The following is a 20,579-nucleotide window of genomic DNA, read 5'->3' as shown; positions in this document are numbered from 1 at the left end:
CTATTTAGGGCATGGAGGAGAAGACGGCCTAACCGCTGAGCGTTTGTGGGATAAATTTGATGGGTTTAACTATCAAAACCGTTATCGCTATCCCTTATTTATTACCATTACTTGTGAGTTTTCCCGTTTTGACAATCCTTTGCGGCCCACAGCAGGGGAATATACTTATTGGAATCCGAGAGGGGGAGCGATTTCCTTGATTACTACCATTCGCTCTATTGGTCAGTTTCAAGCAGAAAATTTTAACGATAATTTATCGAGCAAACTTTTTGCTTACGGGTCCAATACCTATGTGTCGATTGCCGAGGCGATGCGTCAAGCCAAAATCATGTCCAATAACAATTCGGCCACACGGGTTGTCTTTTATTTAGGAGATCCTGCTTTAAAATTGGCAATCGCCCAACCTAAAGTGGTATTAACCAAAATTAATGACGTCCCGATAACACAACCTACCGACGATTTAAAAGCGTTGGCTACTATCAAATTAAGTGGCGAGGTACAAGATGAAAACGGTCAACTTTTGTCCAGTTACAGTGGAGAATTAGCCATCAATGTTTTTGATAAAAACTTTACCAAAAATGCATTAAATAACGATGGGTTTACAACACCCTTGACTTTTGAAAATTTAGGCGAAACGATTTTCCGTGGGAATGTGAGTGTGGTCAATGGTCAGTTTGAGGTCACCTTTGTTGTACCTCGTGATATTCGTATTCCACTAGGACCTGGACGGGTGAGTTTTTATGCCAAAGGGACTCAAGTCAATACGGATCGTACGGGACATAGTTTTGACATTCGTGTGGGCGGTGTCAATACTGACGCAGTGGCTGATAATATTGGTCCTCGTGCCCGCTTGTTTATGAATGATGAGAGTTTTGTTGACGGTGGAATTACCAGTGCATCTCCTTTTTTACTAGCCTTTTTAGAGGACGAGCATGGTATTAACACTGCAAGTGGAATCGGACATGATATCATTGCAATTTTGGATGGCGATGAAATGAATCCATTTGTGCTAAATGACTACTACGAAACGGAGCTGAATGATTTTACCAAAGGAAGAATTCGTTTTCCCTTACGTGATTTAGCAAAAGGACCACATACCATTGTTTTCAAAGCCTGGGATGTGTACAACAACCCCGTAACGGCAGAAATTCATTTCGTGGTAGCCGATGGCAATGGGATTACCTTGACCAATGTGTTGAATTACCCGAATCCTTTTGTGAATTACACCGAGTTTTGGTTCAATCATAACCGCCCTTTCGAACCCTTAGAAGTTCAAGTTCAGATTTTTACCATCACTGGAAAAATTGTAAAAACGATTAACCAAACAGTGACTACGGAAGGCTTTTTGAGTCGCCAAATTCAATGGGATGGACTCGATGATTTTGGGTCAAAAATTGGGAAAGGGGTGTATGTTTACAAATTGACGGTGCGATCGACGCTCAACGGCAATACCGCAGAAAAAATTGAAAAATTGGTTATACTGTAAAAAATACTATATTTGTTAACTTTTTTAAATTGCAACAATGAAGAAGCTATTATGGGCGCTGAGCCTCCTAAGCATCACTACTACAATAAACGCACAACAACGAGTTATCACTACCGGTGTTCCCTTTCTAATGATTGCCTCCGACGCCCGTGCGGCAGGGTTGGGTGATCAAGGAGTTGCCACTTCTGCCGATGCCTATGCGCAACAATGGAATCCAGCCAAGTTTGCTTTTGCTACTGATAAGCAAGGGTTTTCGTTAGGGTATACGCCCTACTTGACGCAATTAGTGAATGATATTTCTTTGGGACAAGTGACCTATTACAATCGAATCAATGAGCGAAGTGCTTTTGCCGGTTCCTTGCGATTTTTTAGTTTGGGAGAAATCGAGTTACGCCAAAGTTTTGACGATCCTGCCAACGTGGTGAAACCGAATGAGTTGGCTTTAGATGGGTCGTATGCTTTGAAGTTGAGTGATCGTTTTAGTATGGCGGTGGCCGGACGTTATATACGTTCCAATTTGCGAATTCCAGATGCGACTACCGATGCTCGTGCTGCCAATACTTTTGCCTTCGACGTTGCTGGTTTTTTTCAATCGGAAGAATTTGCTTTAGATGATTTTAACGGTCGCTATCGTTTGGGATTCAATTTCCAAAATTTAGGGCCTAAAATTAGCTATGACAACGATGAAAGCGATTTAAATTCCAATTTTATTCCCGCCAATATGCGTTTGGGAGGTGGATTTGATTTCATTTTGGACGAATACAATAAAGTATCCTTGAATGTTGAAGCCCAAAAATTATTGGTTCCTACGCCTCAAGTGGGTTTCGATAATGGGACATACAACGGAACCGACATGAATAATGACGGGACTATAGACTCCGTTGATATGCAATTGGCCACGGAAGAATACAAACGTATTAATTGGGTGTCGGGTATTTTCCGTTCTTTTGGGGATGCTCCGGGCGGATTTTCCGAAGAATTGCGAGAAGTAAGTTATTCGGTAGGTGCCGAGTACAACTACCAAGATGCCTTTGCCATGCGTTTGGGGTATTTCAATGAAAGTAAAGATAAAGGAGGGCGCAAGTTTTTTACCCTCGGTGCTGGATTCAAGTACAACATCGTTCGAGTAGATGTTTCTTACTTGTTTTCCGCCTCGCGCATTCGAAACCCACTAGAAAATACGCTTCGTTTTTCGTTGACGTTTAACTTTGGCGACAAATATGAAGATTATTAATCGTTTTTAATTACCAATGATACAATCCAAATTTCAATTCGAAGTTTGGATTTTTTTTCCGCAATACGTTATGAAAGAACTAACCATTCAAACGGTCTTTACAGTCTACGATGCGCTTGACCAAACGCCACGCGAAGTGCAAGCTTTGATGGAAAAAGCAATTGCTGCTCGAAATACGGCCTATGCACCTTATTCACGTTTTCGTGTGGGTGCCGCTTTACTTTTGGATAATGGGGAAGTAGTTGTGGGCTCCAACCAGGAAAATGCAGCCTATCCTTCCGGACTTTGTGCTGAACGTGTCGCTATTTTTCAAGCGGGTGCATTGTATCCCAATGCCGTCATCACTACACTGGTCATCACCGCTGCTTCTGAAACCAACCCTACGCTGTCGCCAATTCCTCCCTGTGGGGCTTGTCGTCAGTCGATAGCCGAGTATGAGTTTCGACAAGATACCCCCATCGCCATTTATTTTATGGGTGAAAAAGGGGTGGTGTATCAATCCGAGTCCATTGCCAATTTGTTGCCACTGACTTTTGATAAAACCGCCTTGTAAACTAAAACGATGTAGTTAATATTTCCCCCTCTAAACGGTTGCTAAAAACTATATTTTTAGGGGATTTAATTTTTAGTTCTACAATCATTATTCTATTTTTGCATTCCGATTATTCCGTGATTTAAATAATTTCGCATAATCGTGCCCATAAAATTTTGTAAAACGCAGTAATTCAGTCAAAATGAAAGAAATTACCAAAGAAGTTTACCTGCAATGGTATGAAGATATGCAGTTCTGGAGAAAGTTTGAAGACCGTCTCGCTGCTGTGTATATTCAACAGAAAGTTAGAGGTTTCCTTCACTTATATAACGGACAGGAAGCGGTATTAGCCGGAGCTTTGCACGCGATGGATTTATCCAAAGACAAAATGATTACCGCTTACCGTAACCACGTACAACCCATTGGAATGGGCGTTGATCCCCGTAAAGTTATGGCAGAGTTGTATGGAAAAGTTACGGGAACATCCAAAGGTATGGGAGGTTCGATGCACATTTTTTCCAAAGAACACGGATTTTATGGAGGGCACGGTATCGTTGGGGCACAAATCCCAGTGGGCGCTGGAATTGCTTTTGCCGACAAATATTTTGAAACAGGTGGGGTAACGCTAACCTATTTTGGAGACGGTGCAGCGCGTCAAGGGTCACTTCATGAAGCCTTTAATATGGCGATGAACTGGAAATTGCCCGTAGTTTTTATTTGTGAGAATAACGGTTATGCCATGGGAACTTCTGTGGAGCGAACCGCAAATCATACCGATATTTGGAAATTAGGATTAGGCTATGAAATGCCTTGTGGTCCTGTAGATGGGATGAATCCCGTTAAAGTGGCTGAGGCTATGCATGAAGCCATCGAACGAGCTCGTCGCGGCGATGGACCTACGTTTTTAGAAATGAAAACGTATCGTTACCGTGGGCATTCCATGTCGGATGCGCAATTGTACCGCACCAAAGACGAGGTTGAAGAATACAAAAAATAGACCCTATCACGCAAGTTTTAGATATTATCAAAGAAAAAGGATACGCGACTGAAGCTGAAATCGAAGCGATTGACGAGCGTGTTAAAAATTTAGTGGACGAATGTGAGCGTTTTGCCGAAGAGTCCCCCTATCCCGAAGTACAACAATTGTACGATGTGGTGTACGAAGAACCGAATTATCCATTTATTCCCCATAAATTATAAGCAATTATGGCAACAGTTGTAACGATGCCCCGCTTGAGTGATACGATGACCGAAGGAACGGTAGCAACATGGTTGAAAAAAGTGGGTGATACGATAAAAGAAGGTGATATTTTAGCTGAAATCGAAACCGACAAAGCGACCATGGAGTTTGAATCTTTCAACGCTGGGGTCCTTTTACACATCGGTATTCAAGAAGGTCAGTCTGCTCCCGTTGATTCGCTATTGGCCATTATTGGTCAGGCAGGTGAAGACATCAGCGCTTTATTGAATGGGGGAACTCCTGCACTAGCTGCCAATGTTACTGCCGATGCACCAGCTGCTACACCAACAGTTACGTCGGCTCCTGCAGCTGCGGCACCAGCGGGTATTCAAGTGATAACGATGCCTCGTTTGAGTGATACAATGACTACAGGTACCGTGGCTACTTGGTTAAAAAAGGTGGGCGATACGGTCAAAGAAGGCGATATCTTGGCTGAAATCGAAACCGATAAGGCTACCATGGAGTTTGAATCATTTCATTCCGGAACCTTATTATACATTGGTATTCAAGAAGGAGAATCGGCTCCTGTAGATAGTGTTTTGGCGATTATTGGACCTGCAGGTACCGACGTACTTGCTTACGCTGAATCGTTGAAATCTGGGGGAGTTCCTACAGCAGCTCCAGCTTCTGCTCCGGCTGAAATCCCAACTTCAGTACCTGCCACTACGCCTGCAGCTGCTCCGGTAGTTCAGGAAGGAGGTCGCATTTTTGCATCGCCATTAGCGCGTCAAATTGCGAAAGAAAAAGGCATTGATTTAGGTCAAGTTAAAGGTACAGGCGAAAACGGGCGTATCGTGAAAAGCGATGTGGAGCATTTTACACCAGCGCCAGTTGCTACCGCTGCCGCACCAGTTGCCGCAGCTACGGCAGCAGTTCCAGCGGTGAAACCTTTCGTTCCAGCGGGATCCGAATTTGCCGAGCAAATCAAAAACTCTCAAATGCGCAAAACGATTGCACGTCGTTTGTCAGAATCCATTTTTACGGCTCCTCATTTTTATTTAACCATAGAAGTAGCCATGGACGAAGCCATGAAGTCGCGCGGTGTAATCAATTCAGTGCCCGATACTAAAGTGTCGTTCAACGATATGGTTATCAAAGCATGTGCAATGGCTTTGAAAAAGCATCCTAAAGTAAATTCGCAATGGAGCGATGAAGCCATCACTATCAACCACCACGTTCATATTGGCGTAGCCGTGGCTGTAGAGGATGGATTGGTAGTTCCAGTGGTTCGTTTTACCGATCAAATGACGTTGTCACAAATTGGAAATGCGATTAAAGATTTAGCCGGGAAAGCCCGCAACAAAAAATTACAACCCTCCGAAATGGAAGGAAGTACTTTTACCGTTTCCAATTTAGGAATGTTCGGTATCACCGAGTTTACCTCAATCATCAACCAGCCCAATTCCGCTATTTTGTCGGTGGGAGCCATTATTCAAAAACCCGTTGTTCGTGATGGGCAAATTGTTGTAGGGCATACCATGAAAGTAACTTTAGCTTGTGACCATCGTACTGTCGATGGCGCAACAGGAGCTGAGTTTTTACAAACCCTTCGAACTTTCTTGGAAAACCCTGTAACGATGTTAGCGTAAAAATAAATTTATACCATACAAAAAATCCTGCTTTATTGAGCAGGATTTTTTATTTTATGACAAGACGATGGCTACTGACTATTGCTTGTGGCAATAACAAACTTGAGTTTATTTTTAACGCCAATCTGGAGCACATCGACCAAGTCTTGTACTTGAAGATTATACGGAATCCGCACGACAATAGTTTCGTCTGAACCGGGGGTAATTTTGGACATTAATACCGATTCTAATTGGTCAAAAGGAACTTCCTCCTTGTCCAAAAAGTATCTCTTTTCCTCCGTAACCGAAAGGCTAATCAATTGTTTGTTGGTTTTCTCATTATTTTTTGACTTTGGCAAGGTCATTTTAATTACATTCGGATTCGCCAAAGTGGAAATGATTAAGAAAAACAACAAGAGGAAAAACATGATGTCGCTCAACGAGGAAGTCGCGACTTCAGCATGAAAGCGTTTATTTCGTCTTACCATTGGGTCGTTGAATTATGTTGACAAACTCTAATACTTGTTTCTGAATGCTAAGCACGAAGCCATCAATTTTACCATTAAACAAGTGGTAGGCTGCGTAGGCGATAATTCCAACGACAAGACCCGCTCCCGAACTAATCATTTTTTCATACAAACCACCCGAAATGTTTCCTATACTGATGTCTTCTGTCTGCGAAATACTGTAGAATATTTTAATTACCCCAGAAATCGTACCAATGAATCCCAAAGTTGGCGCAATCCCTGCGATTAATCCCAATTGCCCTAGTTTTTTCTCCATTTCACCCACTTCAATGTTGGCGGCGCGTTCCATATTGGATTCAATTTCGGCAATCGGACGACCAATGGTAAGAATCCCTTCACGCAATACGTAGCCAGAAGCGGTATTGTTGCGTTCGGTAATAGCGACGGCACGTTGTAATTCTCCTGAATTTAGCGCCTCACGTACATCGCGCGTGAGATTCGGGTCGATTTTTGACCGTTTGTGGATATACAACCAACGCTCAATGATGATGAATAAAGTATAAAAGAGTAAAAGTGCAATAGGAATAAGGAAAAAACCTCCTTTGGTTACAAACTCCAAAACGGAAATTTCTTTAACGGCAACCGTGTTTTCAATCACTGCACCCGTCGCTTGTGCGATACTGTCGTTTTGAACTTGAAGAAAAATTAAATTCATAGTGGTCCTAAGTTTTATAATACTGGAATTATTCTCAAATTTGCCCTAAAGATAAAAGCAGTTACAATACTAAACTAAATTTTTAGGAAAATATTTTATCTTAAAATTAGTTATCACAAAAGAAATGAACTACGCCGAAACCGTTGCTTGGATGTTTTCCCGTTTGCCGATGTACCAACAGGTGGGAGCCGTTGCTTATAAAAAAGATTTAACCAATACGCTTGCCTTTGCCGAAGTTTTGGGACATCCTGAGCAATCATTACCCTGCATCCATGTAGCTGGAACAAATGGCAAAGGATCAACGTCGCATTTACTCGCTTCCGTTTTACAAGCAGCAGGCTATAAAGTAGGATTGTATACTTCACCCCATTTAAACGATTTTCGGGAACGCATACGAATTAATGGAGCGCTAATTGAAGCCGGTTTTGTAGTAGATTTTATCGCTACGCACCGTGCGTTTCTGGAACAACAGGAATTGAGTTTTTTTGAGATGACAGTGGGAATGGCATTTGCCTATTTTGCCACGGAAAAAACGGATATAAATATTATTGAAGTTGGAATGGGAGGCCGTTTGGATTCTACCAATATTATTACCCCCGAAGTGGCAGTGATTACCAATATCGGTTTGGATCACACCCAATTTTTAGGTACCACACTTCCAGAAATTGCTGGAGAAAAAGCGGGGATTATTAAACCTGGGATTCCGTTAGTGGTAGGCGAATGGGAGGCAGCAACACAAACGGTCTTTGAAAGTCGCGCGCATGCCCTTCAAGCGCCTTTGTATTATGCCGGGGCGTTACAAACGACCACCTATCCCTCGGTATTGATGGGCGCTTATCAAGAAGCAAATAAAAAGACGGTACAACAAACCCTGGCCGTACTTCAGGCACAAGGGAAGTTTGTGATACCAGAAGAAGCGATACAAAAGGGATTCATGGAAGTGATGGAGCGCACCGGATTGCGGGGACGTTGGCAAATTTTGGGCCATCAACCCAAAATCATTGCCGATACAGCACACAATGCACACGGTTTACGGGTGGTTATGCCACAACTTTTGGCGGAATCATTTGTGCAATTGCATATTGTTTTAGGGGTGGTCAATGATAAAGATTTGGACGAAATTCTTCCTTTATTCCCTGAAAACGCTTTGTATTATTTTTGTAAGCCGAAGGTACCACGGGGATTAGATGCCGAAATTTTACGACAAAAAGCGGAAGAATTTCAACGTAAAGGGAAGGTATTCTCTTCCGTTTCAGAAGCTTATGATGAAGCTAGAAAACAAGCGGGTTCTAGCGATGTGATCTACGTAGGGGGGAGTACTTTTGTGGTAGCGGAACTTTTTTGATTTTTTTTGATTTTTTCCTTGCAGAAACAAAAAACAGTCTTATATTTGCATCCGCAATCAAGCACTAATCGGGCGATTAGCTCAGCTGGTTCAGAGCACCTCGTTTACACCGAGGGGGTCGGGGGTTCGAACCCCTCATCGCCCACAAAGCAAGTCCTACGACTTGCTTTTTTTATGGACTTCGTTCTGTAAATTGTATGGGTCATTAACTCAGCGGTTCAGAGTGCTACCTTGACAGGGTAGAAGTCACTGGTTCGATTCCAGTATGACCCACAAAAACAAAAGCCTTTCGTAATAGAAAGGCTTTTTTTATGGTTTATGATTTCTTTTTGACCGTTAAAACGACCTGAAGGGAAAGTAACGATGCGTCTACCAATCGCCGCTGGCACCGCCACCGCCAAAGCCACCGCCGCCGCCAAAGCCGCCCCAGCCTCCAGAGGAGGAGCCACCACCCCAGCCGCCGCCAGAACCTCGTCCCAAGCTGCTGAGTATGATGATGTCGGCCAAATCGGGACCGCTGAATCCGCTGCCGCCACGCCCACCGCCACCGCGTCTATTTCGCGAAGCAATGGCAATGATAATGATAAAGACAAGTAAAAAGATAAAAAAGATGATGCCACCCACCAAGGTGTCACCCGACTTGCCTTTACGATCGTTTTTGTATTCGCCTTTAAGCGTTTTGAAAATCGCTTCGGTTCCCGATTGAATCCCACCATAATAGTCCCCTTTTTTGAAAAAAGGTTTCAGGTCTCGTTCAATGATACGACGCGACTGCGCATCCGTAAGGAGATGTTCTACACCATAACCCGTTGCAATCGTCATTTTCCGATCCTCTAGCGCAATAAGAAGTACCACGCCATTGTCTTTCCCTTTTTGACCAATTTCCCACGCTTGTCCCAAATCGGTAGCGTACCGGTTGATGGATTCGCCCTGGGTAGTTTTAACCATCATCACAAAAATCTCGGTCGAGGTGCTGTCGGAGTAAATCTTTAGCTTTTCATATAATGAAGCCAATTCTGCTTTCGACAACGTTTGGGTGCTATCGATAATCGGGGGGATAAATCCTGGTTTTTTGGGTAGGGTAACCTGCGCCAAACTGCATTGATGCACCGCCAATAAGGCCATAAAAAGTAGGAACTGTGCGAGTTTATATGCCAACTTTATCATCCTTTTGAAATTTCATTGGTTAATTCATTGGTGTCATCTTCTGTATAAGGGAAATAGTGTTTCAACTGTTCCCCCGCACGTCGGATTCCCTCGCAAAGTGCCGTTGCATTTTTTCCTGCTCTAAAATACTCTTGCATCACTTCTTTAGTAGCATCCCAAAAGCTATGGGTCACTTTTTCATGTATGCCTTGGTCTCCGCAAATGGTAAACTTACGACTTTCAACGGCCACATAAATCAGTACCCCATTGCGTTGTGCGGTAGCTTCCATTTTCAATTCGTAAAAAACTTCCAAGGCGCGTTCCATCGCCTCCTTGTTAAGCGTTTTTTCCAAATGCACACGAATTTCCCCTGAAGTCGCTTTTTCCGCTTCTTTGATGGCCATGACCACCGCTTTCTCCTCGTCGGGGGTTAAAAATTGTTCTACCGTTGACATGGGTCAAAATTACTTCTTGCTGTTGAAATCGAAGTTAACCTCGGGTGCTTTCTCGGCGCCTTCTTCGGCTTTGAAACGGGCCATTTCATTAAATCCAAAGATTTTAGCGAAAAGCACAGTAGGGAAGGTTTTGGATGATTTGTCGTACGCGTTTACGGCATCATTATAACGATCACGTGCCACATTGATGCGGTTTTCTGTGCCTTCCAATTGCGATTGTAATTCCAAAAAGTTTTGGTTGGCTTTCAGGTCGGGGTATTTTTCAACACTGACTAATAAACGCGATAATGTACTAGAAACGCCTGCTTGCGCTTGTTGGAACTGCGCCAATTGTTCGGGTGAAATGTTGGTCGGATCAATCGTTACAGCGGTCGCCTTCGCACGCGCATTTACCACAGCCTCCAAAGTTGATTTTTCAAAATCAGCCGCCCCTTGCACGGTTTTAACCAAGTTGCCGATCAAGTCATTTCGACGTTGGTAGGCACTTTCCACATTCGACCAAGCCGTTTTCGCATCGGCTTCTTTTCCTACTAAACCGTTGTAAGAGAAGATTCCAAAGAGAATTAAAACTCCAATTACGATAGGTACAATCCATTTTTTCATATTTATCATGATTTTTTTAATTATTTATATTTGAATTAGACGAACTACGCTGACTCTTGTTACGTGTTTTGAACAAAACGTTTTCTTCCTGTAAGAATGTAAATCAACCCTACCAACGACCCCATAAAAATCAATCCTAATATCCATAGCATTTTATTCGCGCGCTCATTTTTAGAATTCGACACTTCGAGGATGGATTTGATTAGAAAAGTACCGTAACAAAGGGCTCCTAAAATAAAGAGGATTGTAGCATACGGCATGGAATTAACAATAAAATAAATTCCTGTCAAAGGGAAAATAACGGCCCCGATATAGGCAAATACAACTAAATTTTTCATGCTATAAACTGTTTTTAATTTTCTGCAATTCGGTTTTCACCGCTTCAAGTTTGGCGATGATTTCAAACGTATCCAACGTTTTTTTCTGTTTGTCTTTCAAATGGGTTTTCGCCCCTTCCAAGGTAAATCCGCGCTCTTTTACCAAATGGTAAATCAGTTGCAAGTTTTTTACATCCTCCTGCGTAAACATTCGGTTGCCCTTGGCATTTTTTTTGGGTTTCAAAATGTCAAATTCCTTATCCCAAAAACGAATCAACGAAGCATTGACCCCAAAGGCTTTGGCGACTTCCCCAATGCTGAAATACAATTTATCTTTTGATAGTTCAATGTGCATAGTACTTTTGTTTATTTGGTTAATCAAGCGATTGGTTCTCTTGGTTGGCAATTTTTGAAATGACCACATATTCTGCCGCCGAAATATTGCCGTAATAAAAATTAATCGGATTCACAGGCTTCCCGCCTTTGTGCACTTCATAATGCAAATGGGGCGCTTCACTTCGGCCGGTGCTGCCTACAAATCCAATAACATCGCCGCGTTTTACCCGCTGTCCGGGGCGCACTTTTATTTTGCTCAAGTGGGCGTACAAGGTGAGGTAACCGTACCCGTGGTTGATTTGTATATGGTTTCCATAGCCCGATAAACCGTTGTCTGCGCGTTTTACCACACCATCGCCTGTAGCGTAAATCGGGGTTCCCGTTCGCGCCGTAAAGTCCATACCCTCATGCATTTTTCGCGCTTTGGTAAACGGATCCGTTCGGTACCCAAAACCCGAGGCCATCTGCTTCAAGTCCTCATTCTTCACCGGTTGTATCGCCGGAATTGAAGCCAACAACCGCCCTTTGGTTTTCGCCATTTTCAATATCCCATCCAACGAACGCGACTGCACCACCAACGCTTTGGCAATCTCATCTACTTTTTTGTGGGTGTTGATAACCAGTTCTGAATTGTTAAAGCCCTCCAACTCGCGGTACCGATCCTGCGTGATGATCCCCGCCCTGCGATCGGCAAGAGCAATCGGATTGGCATTAAAATACACCCGATACAAATTGTTGTCCCGCTCCTCCAAACTCGTCAACACCGCATCCAACTGCTCAATTTTTTTATTCAAAATCGAGTAGCTGATTTTCATGTTGTCAATTTCCCGTTTCATCATTTTATCCTTGGGCGTTTCCAAGTACGAGGTGTTCATCACCAACACAAAACTCAAAAAGCCAAACAATGCCGAAGCGACCAGAAACAAGAGCGCATACGCTACTTTCGTGCGTTTTTTAGGCTTGATTTTGCGATACGCCAAGCTCTCTGAATCATAATAATATTTTACTTTCTTCGACATGCGGTAATTTACTATTTTTGTGGCGGTAAACACCGAACGGTAATTATACGAACAAATTTAGGAAATGTTTCGCGCAAACCTAAATTTTGTTGCAGTTCCCCAGTGGTAGCTTGATTATCAGGAGCATAAACCCCCGAGTGCTATGTCATCCTCCTCCTGCTCCCGCCCGTCGCTTTGTCCGCGATGCTCCCAAGAGCTCCAACAAGGGCGGTATCAGGGCTATATCGAACATCCGTTTGCCAAAACCAAACCATAAACCAATTGAAATTCGCCCATGAAATCGCAGGACATTCGCAAAGCGTACCTCCAATTTTTTGAAAGTAAAAACCACTTGATCGTGCCTTCCGCGCCCATCGTTTTAAAAGACGATCCTACCTTGATGTTCAACAACTCGGGAATGGCGCAGTTTAAAGAATTCTTTTTAGGCAACGGCACGCCCAAGAGTCCCCGTATCGCCGATACCCAAAAATGCCTTCGCGTTTCGGGGAAGCACAACGACTTAGAAGATGTTGGGTTCGACACCTACCACCATACCATGTTTGAAATGCTGGGCAACTGGTCGTTTGGCGATTACTTCAAAAAAGAAGCCTTGGCCTGGGCTTGGGAATTTTTGACCGAAGTTTTAAAGCTGGATAAAGACCGTTTGTACGTGTCCGTATTTGAAGGCAATCCCGCCGAAAATGTCCCCTTCGATCAAGAAGCCTTTGATATTTGGAAACAATACGTGTCCGAAGACCGCATCATTCTCGGAAATAAAAAAGATAATTTTTGGGAAATGGGCGATCAAGGACCCTGCGGACCCTGTTCCGAGATCCATATTGATTTACGTACCGATGCCGAACGTGCAGCCGTTTCAGGACGCAGTTTGGTCAATGCCGATCATCCGCAAGTGGTAGAGATTTGGAACAATGTGTTCATGGAATTCAACCGCAAAGCCGACGGATCGCTCGAAAAACTCCCCGCTCAACACGTCGATACCGGAATGGGCTTCGAGCGTTTGTGTATGGCCATGCAAGGCGTCACGTCCAATTACGACACCGATGTGTTTACTCCTTTAATTCAAAAAGTGGAAAATATCACCGGATTGACCTATACCTCCAACGATATCAAATCCATTAGTGAGGTACAAAATAAAATCAACATTGCCATTCGCGTCATTGTAGACCACGTGCGCGCAGTAGCCTTTGCCATTGCCGACGGACAATTACCCTCCAATACAGGAGCCGGGTATGTGATTCGCCGTATTCTTCGCCGTGCCATTCGTTACGGATTTACCTTTTTAAATCAAAAAGAAGCTTTTATCCACCAATTGGTAGCGGTTTTAGCCGATCAAATGGGCGAATTCTTTCCCGAAATCCGTGCCCAACAAAATTTGGTGACCAATGTCATCAAAGAAGAGGAAGCGTCCTTTCTACGTACCCTCGAACAAGGGTTGCAATTGCTCGATAAAGTAGTGGCCGAAACCCAAGGAACAGAAGTCAAAGGAGAAAAAGTGTTTGAACTATACGATACTTTCGGGTTCCCAAAAGATTTGACAGCTCTGATTTTGAAAGAAAAAGGATTTACCTATCAAGAAGCCGAGTTTGAAGCGGAATTGGCTAAACAAAAAGCCCGTTCACGCGCGGCCTCCGAAGTGACCACCGAAGATTGGAAGGTTTTGATCGAGGGTAATGTAGAAACCTTTGTCGGGTATGACCAAACCGAAAATGAAGTAAAAATTACCCGCATCCGTAAAGTGGATTCCAAAAAAGACGGATTGTTATACCAAATTGTGTTGGATGCCACTCCTTTTTATCCTGAGGGTGGGGGACAAGTGGGCGACAAAGGAACGTTGGTTTCGGCCAATGAAGTCATTGAAATTATCGATACCAAAAAAGAAAACAACCTGATACTGCATTTTGCCAAATCATTACCCGAGAATGTAAATGCTGTTTTCGTGGCCAAAGTAAACACCAAATTGCGCACAGACACCTCCAAAAACCACTCGGCAACACACTTGATGCATTTGGCCTTGCGCACTATTTTGGGAACCCATGTAGAGCAAAAAGGATCGTTGGTGAATCCCAATTATCTGCGTTTCGACTTTTCACATTTTGCCAAAGTCACCGATGATGAGATTCGTCAGGTAGAAGACTTTGTCAATGCGCGTATTGCCGAGCAATTGGCGTTGGTGGAATACCGTAACTTGCCGATTCAAGAAGCGATGGCCAAAGGAGCTATGGCTCTTTTTGGTGAAAAATATGGCGATACCGTCCGCATGATTAAATTTGGCAAAAGCCGTGAATTGTGCGGAGGAATCCATGTGAAAAATACCGCTGATATCTGGCATTTTAAAATTGTATCCGAAGGCGCTGTCGCTGCGGGAATCCGTCGTGTTGAAGCGATTACGGGAACGGCCGTTGCTGATTTCTTTGCCCAGCAAGAAGCCGCTTTGGCCCAAATCAAAGAAACCTTGAAAAATCCGCAAGATGCGTTGAAAGCCGTGGTGAGTTTGCAGGATGAAAATGTCAAATTGAAAAAGCAAATCGAGCAGTTATTGAAAGATAAGGCTAAAAATTTGAAAGGCGAACTAACATCGCAGTTACAATCCGTAAATGGAGTACGTTTCTTGGCGACTCAAGTGGATTTAGACGCCAATGGTGCTAAAGATTTGGCCTATGAATTGGGACAAAATCAAACCGATTTGTTTCTTGTATTTGCTACCCTAACCGACGACAAACCCATGCTAACCTGCTATATTTCTAAAGAATTGGTAGACAGTAAAGGCTTGAATGCAGGGCAAGTTGTCCGCGAGTTGGGCAAGTACATCCAAGGCGGCGGGGGCGGTCAGCCGTTCTTTGCCACAGCAGGAGGGAAGCATGCCGCGGGAATTCCTGAAGCTTTAGAAGAAGCCATTACGTTTATACAATAACAAAGAGCCTCCTTTCCTAGGAGGTTTTTTTTGACCCTTGAATTCGTATTTTTGAAAAAAAAATAGCCATGCAATTGCTTACCCATGTTCCCGTAATCCCTTTGGAACCCCCCATTAGTTACCAGGCGAAGGTCTTTAGTATGGGGTCGTGTTTTGCTGAACATATGAGTGAAAAGTTGCGCTACTTCGGATTTGACAGTGATGCGAATCCGTTTGGAATCATTTTTAATGCACTTTCCATGCAACGTTTGGTGGAACGTATCGTGCAGCAGCAAGCGTTTACTGAAGCAGATATTTTTTTTCACAACGAACTCTGGCAATCGTATGAAGTACATTCTGCATTGAGTTCGACCGAGGCCACAGCGTATTTGGCGAACTTAAATACGCAATTAAAAGCCTCGCGGGATTATTTAGAAAAAGCCACCCACTGTATTTTCACCTTGGGCACTTCATGGGTGTATACCCATCAAGGGAAAGTAGTGGCGAATTGCCATAAAGTCCCCCAATCCCAATTTAAAAAAAAACTACTTAGTACCGCTGAAACACTATCGGGGCTTTCTCAGATGGTTGCCCTTGTACGGGAACTCAATCCGTCAATTCAATTTATTTTTACCGTTTCTCCCGTTCGGCACATCAAAGATGGATTTACAGAAAATCATATAAGCAAAGGGAATTTATTACAAGCCATTTACAACGTACAACAAAACACGAACGATTATTATTTTCCCGCCTATGAAATAGTCATGGATGAGTTACGGGATTACCGTTTTTTTGCTGCCGATATGATTCATCCCAATCCCTTGGCTATCGATTACATTTGGGAGCGATTCTCAATACACGCTATCGATAGCAGTTGTGGGCTAATTATGAAAGAAGTTGCCGAAATAAAACGGGCACTTCACCATCGCCCACAACATCAAAACACCCAAGCTTGGGCGCAATTTCAATACCAATTGGAACAAAAGATAGCCGATTTTAAACAAAAATATCCTAGGATAGGCTTGCCATCAATGCCCTAAGCAACCTCTACCCCAAATCTCGTTCCAAACGTTCCCAGCCACCGCCGTTCATGACTTCTACACCTTGTGCTTTTAAGAGTGAAGTAGCTTGTGCACTGCGCATACCACTACGACAGCATACAATGACGGGTTGGTTTAGTTTTTTAATGTCGGCAACTTTATTGTTGATGACCTGAAGCGGAATGTTTTTCGATCCTTTGATATGCCCCGAGGCAAATTCCTCAAAGGTGCGCACGTCAATAATCACAGCACCTTTTGCCATAAATTCTTTCGCACTTTCTCCTTTACTTCCAAAACCTAAAATGTTCAATAATCCCATAGTGTTATTTTTGACCAAAGGTAAACGACCCATCTCTCGTACAAGGTAACTCAAGTTACCAAACGCAAAATTGTGTACATTTGACTCCCATGAAACCCACCGATCGCAAAACGGAAATCATCAACGTCGCAGCCCGACTCTTTAAGGAGAAAGGGTACAGCGCCGTAACCGTACGCGATATCGCCCAATCCATGAACATTAAAGCGGCGAGTTTGTACAACCACATTCAGTCCAAACAAGAAATTCTCGTACTCATCGTTATCATCATCGCCGAAGAATTTACAACGGTAATGGAAGAAGTACAACAAAGTGAAGCTTCCGCTATCGCCAAAATCGAACGCATTATCCAACTCCATATCGATATCACCCTGCGCAATCCCGATGCACTCGCTTGTTTAAACAACGATTGGATGCATTTGGAAAAGGAAGCCGATCTGAAGTATTTCTTAAAAATGCGCACGGATTACGAAGAAAATTTTCGTCAAATTGTAAAAGAAGGCGTCCGCAACGGCGAAATCCAACACCACAATCCCGAAGTCATTATCTTCTCTATTTTATCCACCTTGCGCACACTTTACATTTGGTACAATAAAACCAAAAGCCTCAGCGAAAATACTTTGCGTAACGACATGCGCAATGTATTACTTAACGGAATCACTGTAAACGCACGTTAAAAATTTACAACGATTTCGTTACCCATTAAAAAAATCACTAAATTTGTATCGTAAACTAACAATTGTTAGTTAAAAATGAAACGCAAATTATGGTTCAGTTTTACAAGGTAAAAGTAGCTGCTATTTACAGGGAAACCAAAGATTGTTCGGTAGTGACCTTGGATATTCCTGCCGAAATCCAACCGGCTTTCCATTTCAAACAAGGCCAACACCTCACGTTCAAAACGCATTTGGATGGCCAAGAAGTGCGACGCTCGTATTCACTTTGTTCGGCACCTCACGAACAAAAATGGCAAGTGGCAGTCAAACAAATTCCCGGCGGATTGTTTTCGACCTATGTTAACGAACAGTTGCAAGCAGGGGACGAAATCGAAGTGATGGCCCCCGATGGGAAGTTTTATGTGGAAACGCAAAAAGAAGCGGCTAAAAATTACATCGCTTTTGCAGCGGGTAGCGGTATAACCCCTATGTTGTCCATCATCAAAACGCATTTGGCCCACGAACCCCTCAGCACTTTTAAACTGTTTTACCTGAATCGTAGCGTAAAATCCATTATCTTTAAAGAAGAAATTGAACAATTGAAAAATACCTATTTCAACCGTTTTGAGATTTTCCATTTCTTGACCAAAGAACACCGCCACGCCGAGTTGTTCAACGGTCGCTTTACCCCAGAAAAAATACAAACGCTTACCAAGCGAATCATCGATATTCCCAACACGCACGATTGTTTCTTGTGCGGTCCCGAGGAAATGATTCACTTGTTGCGGGACGAACTCACGGCGGCGGGATTGCCCAAAGAATACATTCATTTCGAATTGTTCAATACGGGGATTTCCGAAGCCGATAAAGAACGCATCAGCAAAATCGTCGAGAAGAAAGTCGAGGGAACCGAAGTCACCATCATCGATGGCGGTAAAGAATTCCACTTTGTGATGGGCGATGATTTTGATAACATCCTCGATGGCGCGATTGCCGCGGGAGCCGACTTGCCCTATGCCTGCAAAGGTGGCGTGTGCAGTACCTGCCGTTGCATTGTCAAAGAAGGCTCGGTCGAAATGAAATTGAACTATTCGCTGGAAGAAGACGAATTGGCCAAAAACTATACGTTGAGCTGCCAAGCCGTGCCCACTTCCAAGAAAGTGGTAGTGGACTTTGGGGTGTAATTTTTTGGAGCAAGAACCCTTGTTCTCAAAGGATACACTGTCCCGCTTTCGCCTTTATCTCTCCGCTTCGCTGCGAGGATACCGGCTCTATCAGGGCTAAAAAAGAACCCCTATTTTCAAAATAAATCCCCGAAAGGGAAAACATAAAAACAAAAAAAACGATGTGCCTTCGGGATCATCAAGTTGTCTAACGAAAAGGATTCAACGATGTCAGAAAAAGAGATCAAAAACTTAGAAGAATTGTTTCAACGTCGCATCGATAACGACGAGAAAATTGAACCCAAAGATTGGATGCCGGAGAAATACCGTCAAACACATATTCGTCAAATTTCACAACACGCCCACTCTGAAATCGTGGGGATGTTGCCCGAAGCCAATTGGATTACTCGCGCACCTTCCTTGCGTCGTAAAGTAGCCTTGTTGGCCAAAATCCAAGATGAAGGCGGACACGGCTTGTACTTGTACAGCGCCGCCGAAACCTTAGGCATTTCTCGTGACGAAATGTACGAGCAATTGCATACGGGTAAAGCGAAATATTCCAGCATTTTTAACTATCCTTCCTTGACATGGGCCGATATCGGCGCCATTGGTTGGTTGGTTGACGGTGCCGCCATCATGAATCAAGTCGCGTTGATGGGAACGTCCTACGGACCCTATTCGCGTGCCATGATACGCATCTGTAAAGAAGAAAGTTTTCACCAACGACAAGGTTACGAAATCTTATTAACCCTATCCAAAGGCACACAAGAGCAAAAGGATATGGTGCAAGATGCCCTAAACCGCTGGTGGTGGCCGTCTTTGATGATGTTCGGACCCCGTGATGCCGAATCACCGAACACCGAACAATCCGTGAAATGGAAATTGAAACGCAAAACCAACGACGAACTCCGTCAGCAGTTTGTGGATCAAACCGTGCCGCAAGCCGAAATCTTAGGCGCAAAAATTCCAGACGCGAACCTAAAATGGAACGAAGACCGTAAACATTACGACTTCGGTGAAATCGATTGGGAAGAGTTCTGGCAAGTAGTCAACGGACATGGAAAATGCAACAAATTGCGTTTAGAAGCCCGTCGTTCCGCCTGGGAAAAAGGAACTTGGGTGCGCGATGCCGCCATGGCCCATGCCGAAAAACAAGCCCAACGCAACCTAGAAAAAGCTGTGTAACAACACATAATTCATAACTCATAACTCATAATTTATGAACAATTGGCCTCTATGGGAAGTCTTTATCCGTAGCAAAAACGGATTAGAACACCGCCACTGTGGTTCCCTTCACGCAACCGATGCAACCATGGCATTAGAAAATGCTCGCGATGTCTACACCCGCCGTGGCGAAGGGGTAAGCATTTGGGTTGTACCCTCCAGCCAAATCACCGCCTCCAATCCCGAACACAACGGAGAAACCTTCGAACCGGCATTGGATAAAGTGTACCGTCATCCCACATTCTATGAATTGCCGGATGAGTTAAAGCATATGTAAGAAGTCGTAAGTCGGAAAGTCATCAGTCATAAGTGGCTTATAAAAATACTTTTTGATGGGATAATTACGAAGAGTGAATAGATAGACGAGATGCTATTTTAGAAAAATGAAAAGGAAAATGAATTGGAATAATCTTAAAAAAGTATGAAGTTTTATCAGTTCAAAGAAATTTTGGCTTGGCAAAAAGCACAAGATTTAGCTGTGTTGTTTTTAAAGAATTTTCGAGTGTAAAAGATTTTGGATACAAATATCAAATTCAGAATGCAGTCGTATCTATCTCTAACAACATTGCAGAAGGGTTTGATCGAATGAGTGATAAAGAATTTGTTCGATTTCTATACATTAGTTTAGGCTCGTGTAGTGAAGTGAAATCAATGCTTTAATTGGGAAATCGGTTAAATTATTTGGAGGAATCAAGTTCAAAAATGTTAATCGAACGCGCCAATGAGATAGCAATAATGATTCGAGGCTTGATTAAATCATTAAGCCCAAAAGATTAAAAAAACAATAAAAAGTGTCAATAGGTAAAAGGGTTTGAGTTTTAGTTTTG

General features: G+C 43.3%; 21 protein-coding genes, 2 tRNA genes and 1 pseudogene. 15 read left to right on the top strand and 9 right to left on the bottom strand.

What is annotated here, in order from left to right; translation table 11 throughout:
* The 5 genes and pseudogenes from porU to ABWO12_RS02325 all read left to right on the top strand — a co-directional run.
* Window positions 1-1,486: type IX secretion system sortase PorU (gene porU / locus ABWO12_RS02345; protein ID WP_353086873.1), on the top strand; the 1,486-nt coding region annotated here is incomplete at its 5' end.
* A gap of 37 nt (window positions 1,487-1,523) precedes the next feature.
* Entirely contained in the window at window positions 1,524-2,720 is a 1,197-nt protein-coding gene (porV, locus tag ABWO12_RS02340) for a type IX secretion system outer membrane channel protein PorV (RefSeq protein ID WP_287783943.1), read from the top strand.
* 70 nt (window positions 2,721-2,790) lie between these two features.
* The gene (gene cdd / locus ABWO12_RS02335) at window positions 2,791-3,273 is read left to right on the top strand and encodes a cytidine deaminase (protein WP_287783941.1); all 483 of its coding nucleotides are present in this window, start codon (window positions 2,791-2,793) and stop codon (window positions 3,271-3,273) included.
* Between the two features lie 181 nt (window positions 3,274-3,454).
* Window positions 3,455-4,452, top strand: a pseudogene (gene pdhA, locus ABWO12_RS02330) (pyruvate dehydrogenase (acetyl-transferring) E1 component subunit alpha).
* Between the two features lie 6 nt (window positions 4,453-4,458).
* Entirely contained in the window at window positions 4,459-6,081 is a 1,623-nt protein-coding gene (locus ABWO12_RS02325; protein ID WP_353086870.1) for a pyruvate dehydrogenase complex dihydrolipoamide acetyltransferase, read from the top strand.
* Between the two features lie 71 nt (window positions 6,082-6,152).
* Here the strand turns inward: ABWO12_RS02325 and ABWO12_RS02320 are convergent, their stop codons facing one another.
* Window positions 6,153-6,548, bottom strand: a complete 396-nt coding sequence (locus ABWO12_RS02320; RefSeq protein ID WP_073364112.1) for an ExbD/TolR family protein — start codon at window positions 6,546-6,548, stop codon at window positions 6,153-6,155.
* Window positions 6,532-7,242: a MotA/TolQ/ExbB proton channel family protein gene (locus ABWO12_RS02315; RefSeq protein WP_353086868.1), complete on the bottom strand. Its 711-nt coding sequence runs from the start codon at window positions 7,240-7,242 to the stop codon at window positions 6,532-6,534. The genes ABWO12_RS02320 and ABWO12_RS02315 overlap by 17 nt, the downstream gene beginning before the upstream one ends.
* 124 nt (window positions 7,243-7,366) lie before the next feature.
* On the opposite strand from ABWO12_RS02315, the gene ABWO12_RS02310 reads away from it, so the two are divergent.
* The 3 genes from ABWO12_RS02310 (at window position 7,367) to ABWO12_RS02300 (ending at window position 8,860) form a co-directional block, all read left to right on the top strand.
* Window positions 7,367-8,587 carry a bifunctional folylpolyglutamate synthase/dihydrofolate synthase gene (locus ABWO12_RS02310; RefSeq protein WP_353086866.1) on the top strand — a complete coding sequence of 407 codons (1,221 nt, stop codon included), beginning with the start codon at window positions 7,367-7,369 and terminating at the stop codon, window positions 8,585-8,587.
* 70 nt (window positions 8,588-8,657) lie between these two features.
* Window positions 8,658-8,732 (top strand) — tRNA-Val (locus tag ABWO12_RS02305).
* A 54-nt stretch (window positions 8,733-8,786) separates the two neighbouring features.
* Window positions 8,787-8,860, top strand: a tRNA-Val gene (locus tag ABWO12_RS02300).
* A 96-nt stretch (window positions 8,861-8,956) separates the two neighbouring features.
* Here ABWO12_RS02300 and ABWO12_RS02295 read toward each other — a convergent pair.
* From ABWO12_RS02295 to ABWO12_RS02270, 6 genes are read right to left on the bottom strand one after another with little or no spacing between them, the layout of a single operon-like run.
* A complete protein-coding gene (locus ABWO12_RS02295) occupies window positions 8,957-9,754 on the bottom strand; it encodes a TPM domain-containing protein (protein WP_353084972.1) in 798 nt (265 codons plus the stop codon).
* Entirely contained in the window at window positions 9,751-10,188 is a 438-nt protein-coding gene (locus ABWO12_RS02290) for a TPM domain-containing protein (protein ID WP_353086862.1), read from the bottom strand. The genes ABWO12_RS02295 and ABWO12_RS02290 overlap by 4 nt, the downstream gene beginning before the upstream one ends.
* Before the next feature lie 9 nt (window positions 10,189-10,197).
* Window positions 10,198-10,791, bottom strand: a complete 594-nt coding sequence (locus ABWO12_RS02285) for a LemA family protein (protein WP_353086860.1) — start codon at window positions 10,789-10,791, stop codon at window positions 10,198-10,200.
* Between the two features lie 59 nt (window positions 10,792-10,850).
* Complete coding sequence (locus tag ABWO12_RS02280) at window positions 10,851-11,129, bottom strand: hypothetical protein (protein WP_353086858.1); 279 nt, start codon at window positions 11,127-11,129, stop codon at window positions 10,851-10,853.
* Window position 11,130: 1 nt separating this feature from the next.
* On the bottom strand, window positions 11,131-11,463 hold the full coding sequence (locus tag ABWO12_RS02275) for a MerR family transcriptional regulator (RefSeq protein ID WP_297515947.1): 333 nt from the start codon (window positions 11,461-11,463) through the stop codon (window positions 11,131-11,133).
* Window positions 11,464-11,482: 19 nt separating this feature from the next.
* Window positions 11,483-12,463 carry a M23 family metallopeptidase gene (locus tag ABWO12_RS02270; RefSeq protein ID WP_353086856.1) on the bottom strand — a complete coding sequence of 327 codons (981 nt, stop codon included), beginning with the start codon at window positions 12,461-12,463 and terminating at the stop codon, window positions 11,483-11,485.
* Window positions 12,464-12,737: 274 nt separating this feature from the next.
* Between ABWO12_RS02270 and alaS the strand changes: the two genes are divergently transcribed.
* Together alaS and ABWO12_RS02260 are read left to right on the top strand one after the other, a co-directional pair.
* On the top strand, window positions 12,738-15,374 hold the full coding sequence (alaS, locus tag ABWO12_RS02265) for an alanine--tRNA ligase (RefSeq protein WP_353086854.1): 2,637 nt from the start codon (window positions 12,738-12,740) through the stop codon (window positions 15,372-15,374).
* 68 nt (window positions 15,375-15,442) lie between these two features.
* Window positions 15,443-16,393 carry a GSCFA domain-containing protein gene (locus ABWO12_RS02260; RefSeq protein WP_353086852.1) on the top strand — a complete coding sequence of 317 codons (951 nt, stop codon included), beginning with the start codon at window positions 15,443-15,445 and terminating at the stop codon, window positions 16,391-16,393.
* Between the two features lie 7 nt (window positions 16,394-16,400).
* Here ABWO12_RS02260 and ABWO12_RS02255 read toward each other — a convergent pair whose 3' ends face one another.
* Window positions 16,401-16,712, bottom strand: a complete 312-nt coding sequence (locus tag ABWO12_RS02255) for a rhodanese-like domain-containing protein (RefSeq protein WP_353086850.1) — start codon at window positions 16,710-16,712, stop codon at window positions 16,401-16,403.
* An 89-nt stretch (window positions 16,713-16,801) separates the two neighbouring features.
* Here ABWO12_RS02255 and ABWO12_RS02250 point away from each other — a divergent pair, with 89 nt between their 5' ends.
* The 5 genes from ABWO12_RS02250 (at window position 16,802) to ABWO12_RS02230 (ending at window position 20,412) form a co-directional block, all read left to right on the top strand.
* On the top strand, window positions 16,802-17,386 hold the full coding sequence (locus tag ABWO12_RS02250) for a TetR/AcrR family transcriptional regulator (protein WP_353086848.1): 585 nt from the start codon (window positions 16,802-16,804) through the stop codon (window positions 17,384-17,386).
* An 89-nt stretch (window positions 17,387-17,475) separates the two neighbouring features.
* Window positions 17,476-18,549 (top strand): 1,2-phenylacetyl-CoA epoxidase subunit PaaE, encoded by a 1,074-nt coding sequence (gene paaE / locus ABWO12_RS02245; RefSeq protein WP_353086846.1) that lies wholly within the window; start codon window positions 17,476-17,478, stop codon window positions 18,547-18,549.
* A 207-nt stretch (window positions 18,550-18,756) separates the two neighbouring features.
* Entirely contained in the window at window positions 18,757-19,713 is a 957-nt protein-coding gene (gene paaA / locus ABWO12_RS02240; RefSeq protein ID WP_353086844.1) for a 1,2-phenylacetyl-CoA epoxidase subunit PaaA, read from the top strand.
* Between the two features lie 34 nt (window positions 19,714-19,747).
* The gene (gene paaB / locus ABWO12_RS02235; RefSeq protein WP_073364158.1) at window positions 19,748-20,029 is read left to right on the top strand and encodes a 1,2-phenylacetyl-CoA epoxidase subunit PaaB; all 282 of its coding nucleotides are present in this window, start codon (window positions 19,748-19,750) and stop codon (window positions 20,027-20,029) included.
* Window positions 20,030-20,205: 176 nt separating this feature from the next.
* Entirely contained in the window at window positions 20,206-20,412 is a 207-nt protein-coding gene (locus ABWO12_RS02230; RefSeq protein ID WP_353086842.1) for a four helix bundle protein, read from the top strand.
* Window positions 20,413-20,579: the final 167 nt, after the last annotated feature.

It is taken from the genome of Flavobacterium sp. (assembly GCF_040379285.1).
Taxonomy (GTDB): domain Bacteria; phylum Bacteroidota; class Bacteroidia; order Flavobacteriales; family Flavobacteriaceae; genus Flavobacterium.
The sequence above is the reverse complement of the archived record's forward strand: the minus strand, read 5'-3'. Positions and strand labels throughout refer to the sequence as shown.

What these genes read in the sequence shown, in the direction of transcription:
- ABWO12_RS02280 (WP_353086858.1), bottom strand. Translation starts at nt 11,129, where the DNA reads ATGAAAAATTTAGTTGTATTTGCCTATATCGGGGCCGTTATTTTCCCT.
- paaA (WP_353086844.1), top strand. Translation starts at nt 18,757, where the DNA reads ATGTCAGAAAAAGAGATCAAAAACTTAGAAGAATTGTTTCAACGTCGC.
- alaS (WP_353086854.1), top strand. Translation starts at nt 12,738, where the DNA reads ATGAAATCGCAGGACATTCGCAAAGCGTACCTCCAATTTTTTGAAAGT.
- ABWO12_RS02295 (WP_353084972.1), bottom strand. Translation starts at nt 9,754, where the DNA reads ATGATAAAGTTGGCATATAAACTCGCACAGTTCCTACTTTTTATGGCC.
- ABWO12_RS02255 (WP_353086850.1), bottom strand. Translation starts at nt 16,712, where the DNA reads ATGGGATTATTGAACATTTTAGGTTTTGGAAGTAAAGGAGAAAGTGCG.
- paaB (WP_073364158.1), top strand. Translation starts at nt 19,748, where the DNA reads ATGAACAATTGGCCTCTATGGGAAGTCTTTATCCGTAGCAAAAACGGA.
- porV (WP_287783943.1), top strand. Translation starts at nt 1,524, where the DNA reads ATGAAGAAGCTATTATGGGCGCTGAGCCTCCTAAGCATCACTACTACA.
- ABWO12_RS02260 (WP_353086852.1), top strand. Translation starts at nt 15,443, where the DNA reads ATGCAATTGCTTACCCATGTTCCCGTAATCCCTTTGGAACCCCCCATT.
- ABWO12_RS02320 (WP_073364112.1), bottom strand. Translation starts at nt 6,548, where the DNA reads ATGGTAAGACGAAATAAACGCTTTCATGCTGAAGTCGCGACTTCCTCG.
- ABWO12_RS02270 (WP_353086856.1), bottom strand. Translation starts at nt 12,463, where the DNA reads ATGTCGAAGAAAGTAAAATATTATTATGATTCAGAGAGCTTGGCGTAT.
- ABWO12_RS02310 (WP_353086866.1), top strand. Translation starts at nt 7,367, where the DNA reads ATGAACTACGCCGAAACCGTTGCTTGGATGTTTTCCCGTTTGCCGATG.
- cdd (WP_287783941.1), top strand. Translation starts at nt 2,791, where the DNA reads ATGAAAGAACTAACCATTCAAACGGTCTTTACAGTCTACGATGCGCTT.
- ABWO12_RS02285 (WP_353086860.1), bottom strand. Translation starts at nt 10,791, where the DNA reads ATGAAAAAATGGATTGTACCTATCGTAATTGGAGTTTTAATTCTCTTT.
- ABWO12_RS02290 (WP_353086862.1), bottom strand. Translation starts at nt 10,188, where the DNA reads ATGTCAACGGTAGAACAATTTTTAACCCCCGACGAGGAGAAAGCGGTG.
- ABWO12_RS02315 (WP_353086868.1), bottom strand. Translation starts at nt 7,242, where the DNA reads ATGAATTTAATTTTTCTTCAAGTTCAAAACGACAGTATCGCACAAGCG.
- ABWO12_RS02250 (WP_353086848.1), top strand. Translation starts at nt 16,802, where the DNA reads ATGAAACCCACCGATCGCAAAACGGAAATCATCAACGTCGCAGCCCGA.
- paaE (WP_353086846.1), top strand. Translation starts at nt 17,476, where the DNA reads ATGGTTCAGTTTTACAAGGTAAAAGTAGCTGCTATTTACAGGGAAACC.
- ABWO12_RS02325 (WP_353086870.1), top strand. Translation starts at nt 4,459, where the DNA reads ATGGCAACAGTTGTAACGATGCCCCGCTTGAGTGATACGATGACCGAA.
- ABWO12_RS02275 (WP_297515947.1), bottom strand. Translation starts at nt 11,463, where the DNA reads ATGCACATTGAACTATCAAAAGATAAATTGTATTTCAGCATTGGGGAA.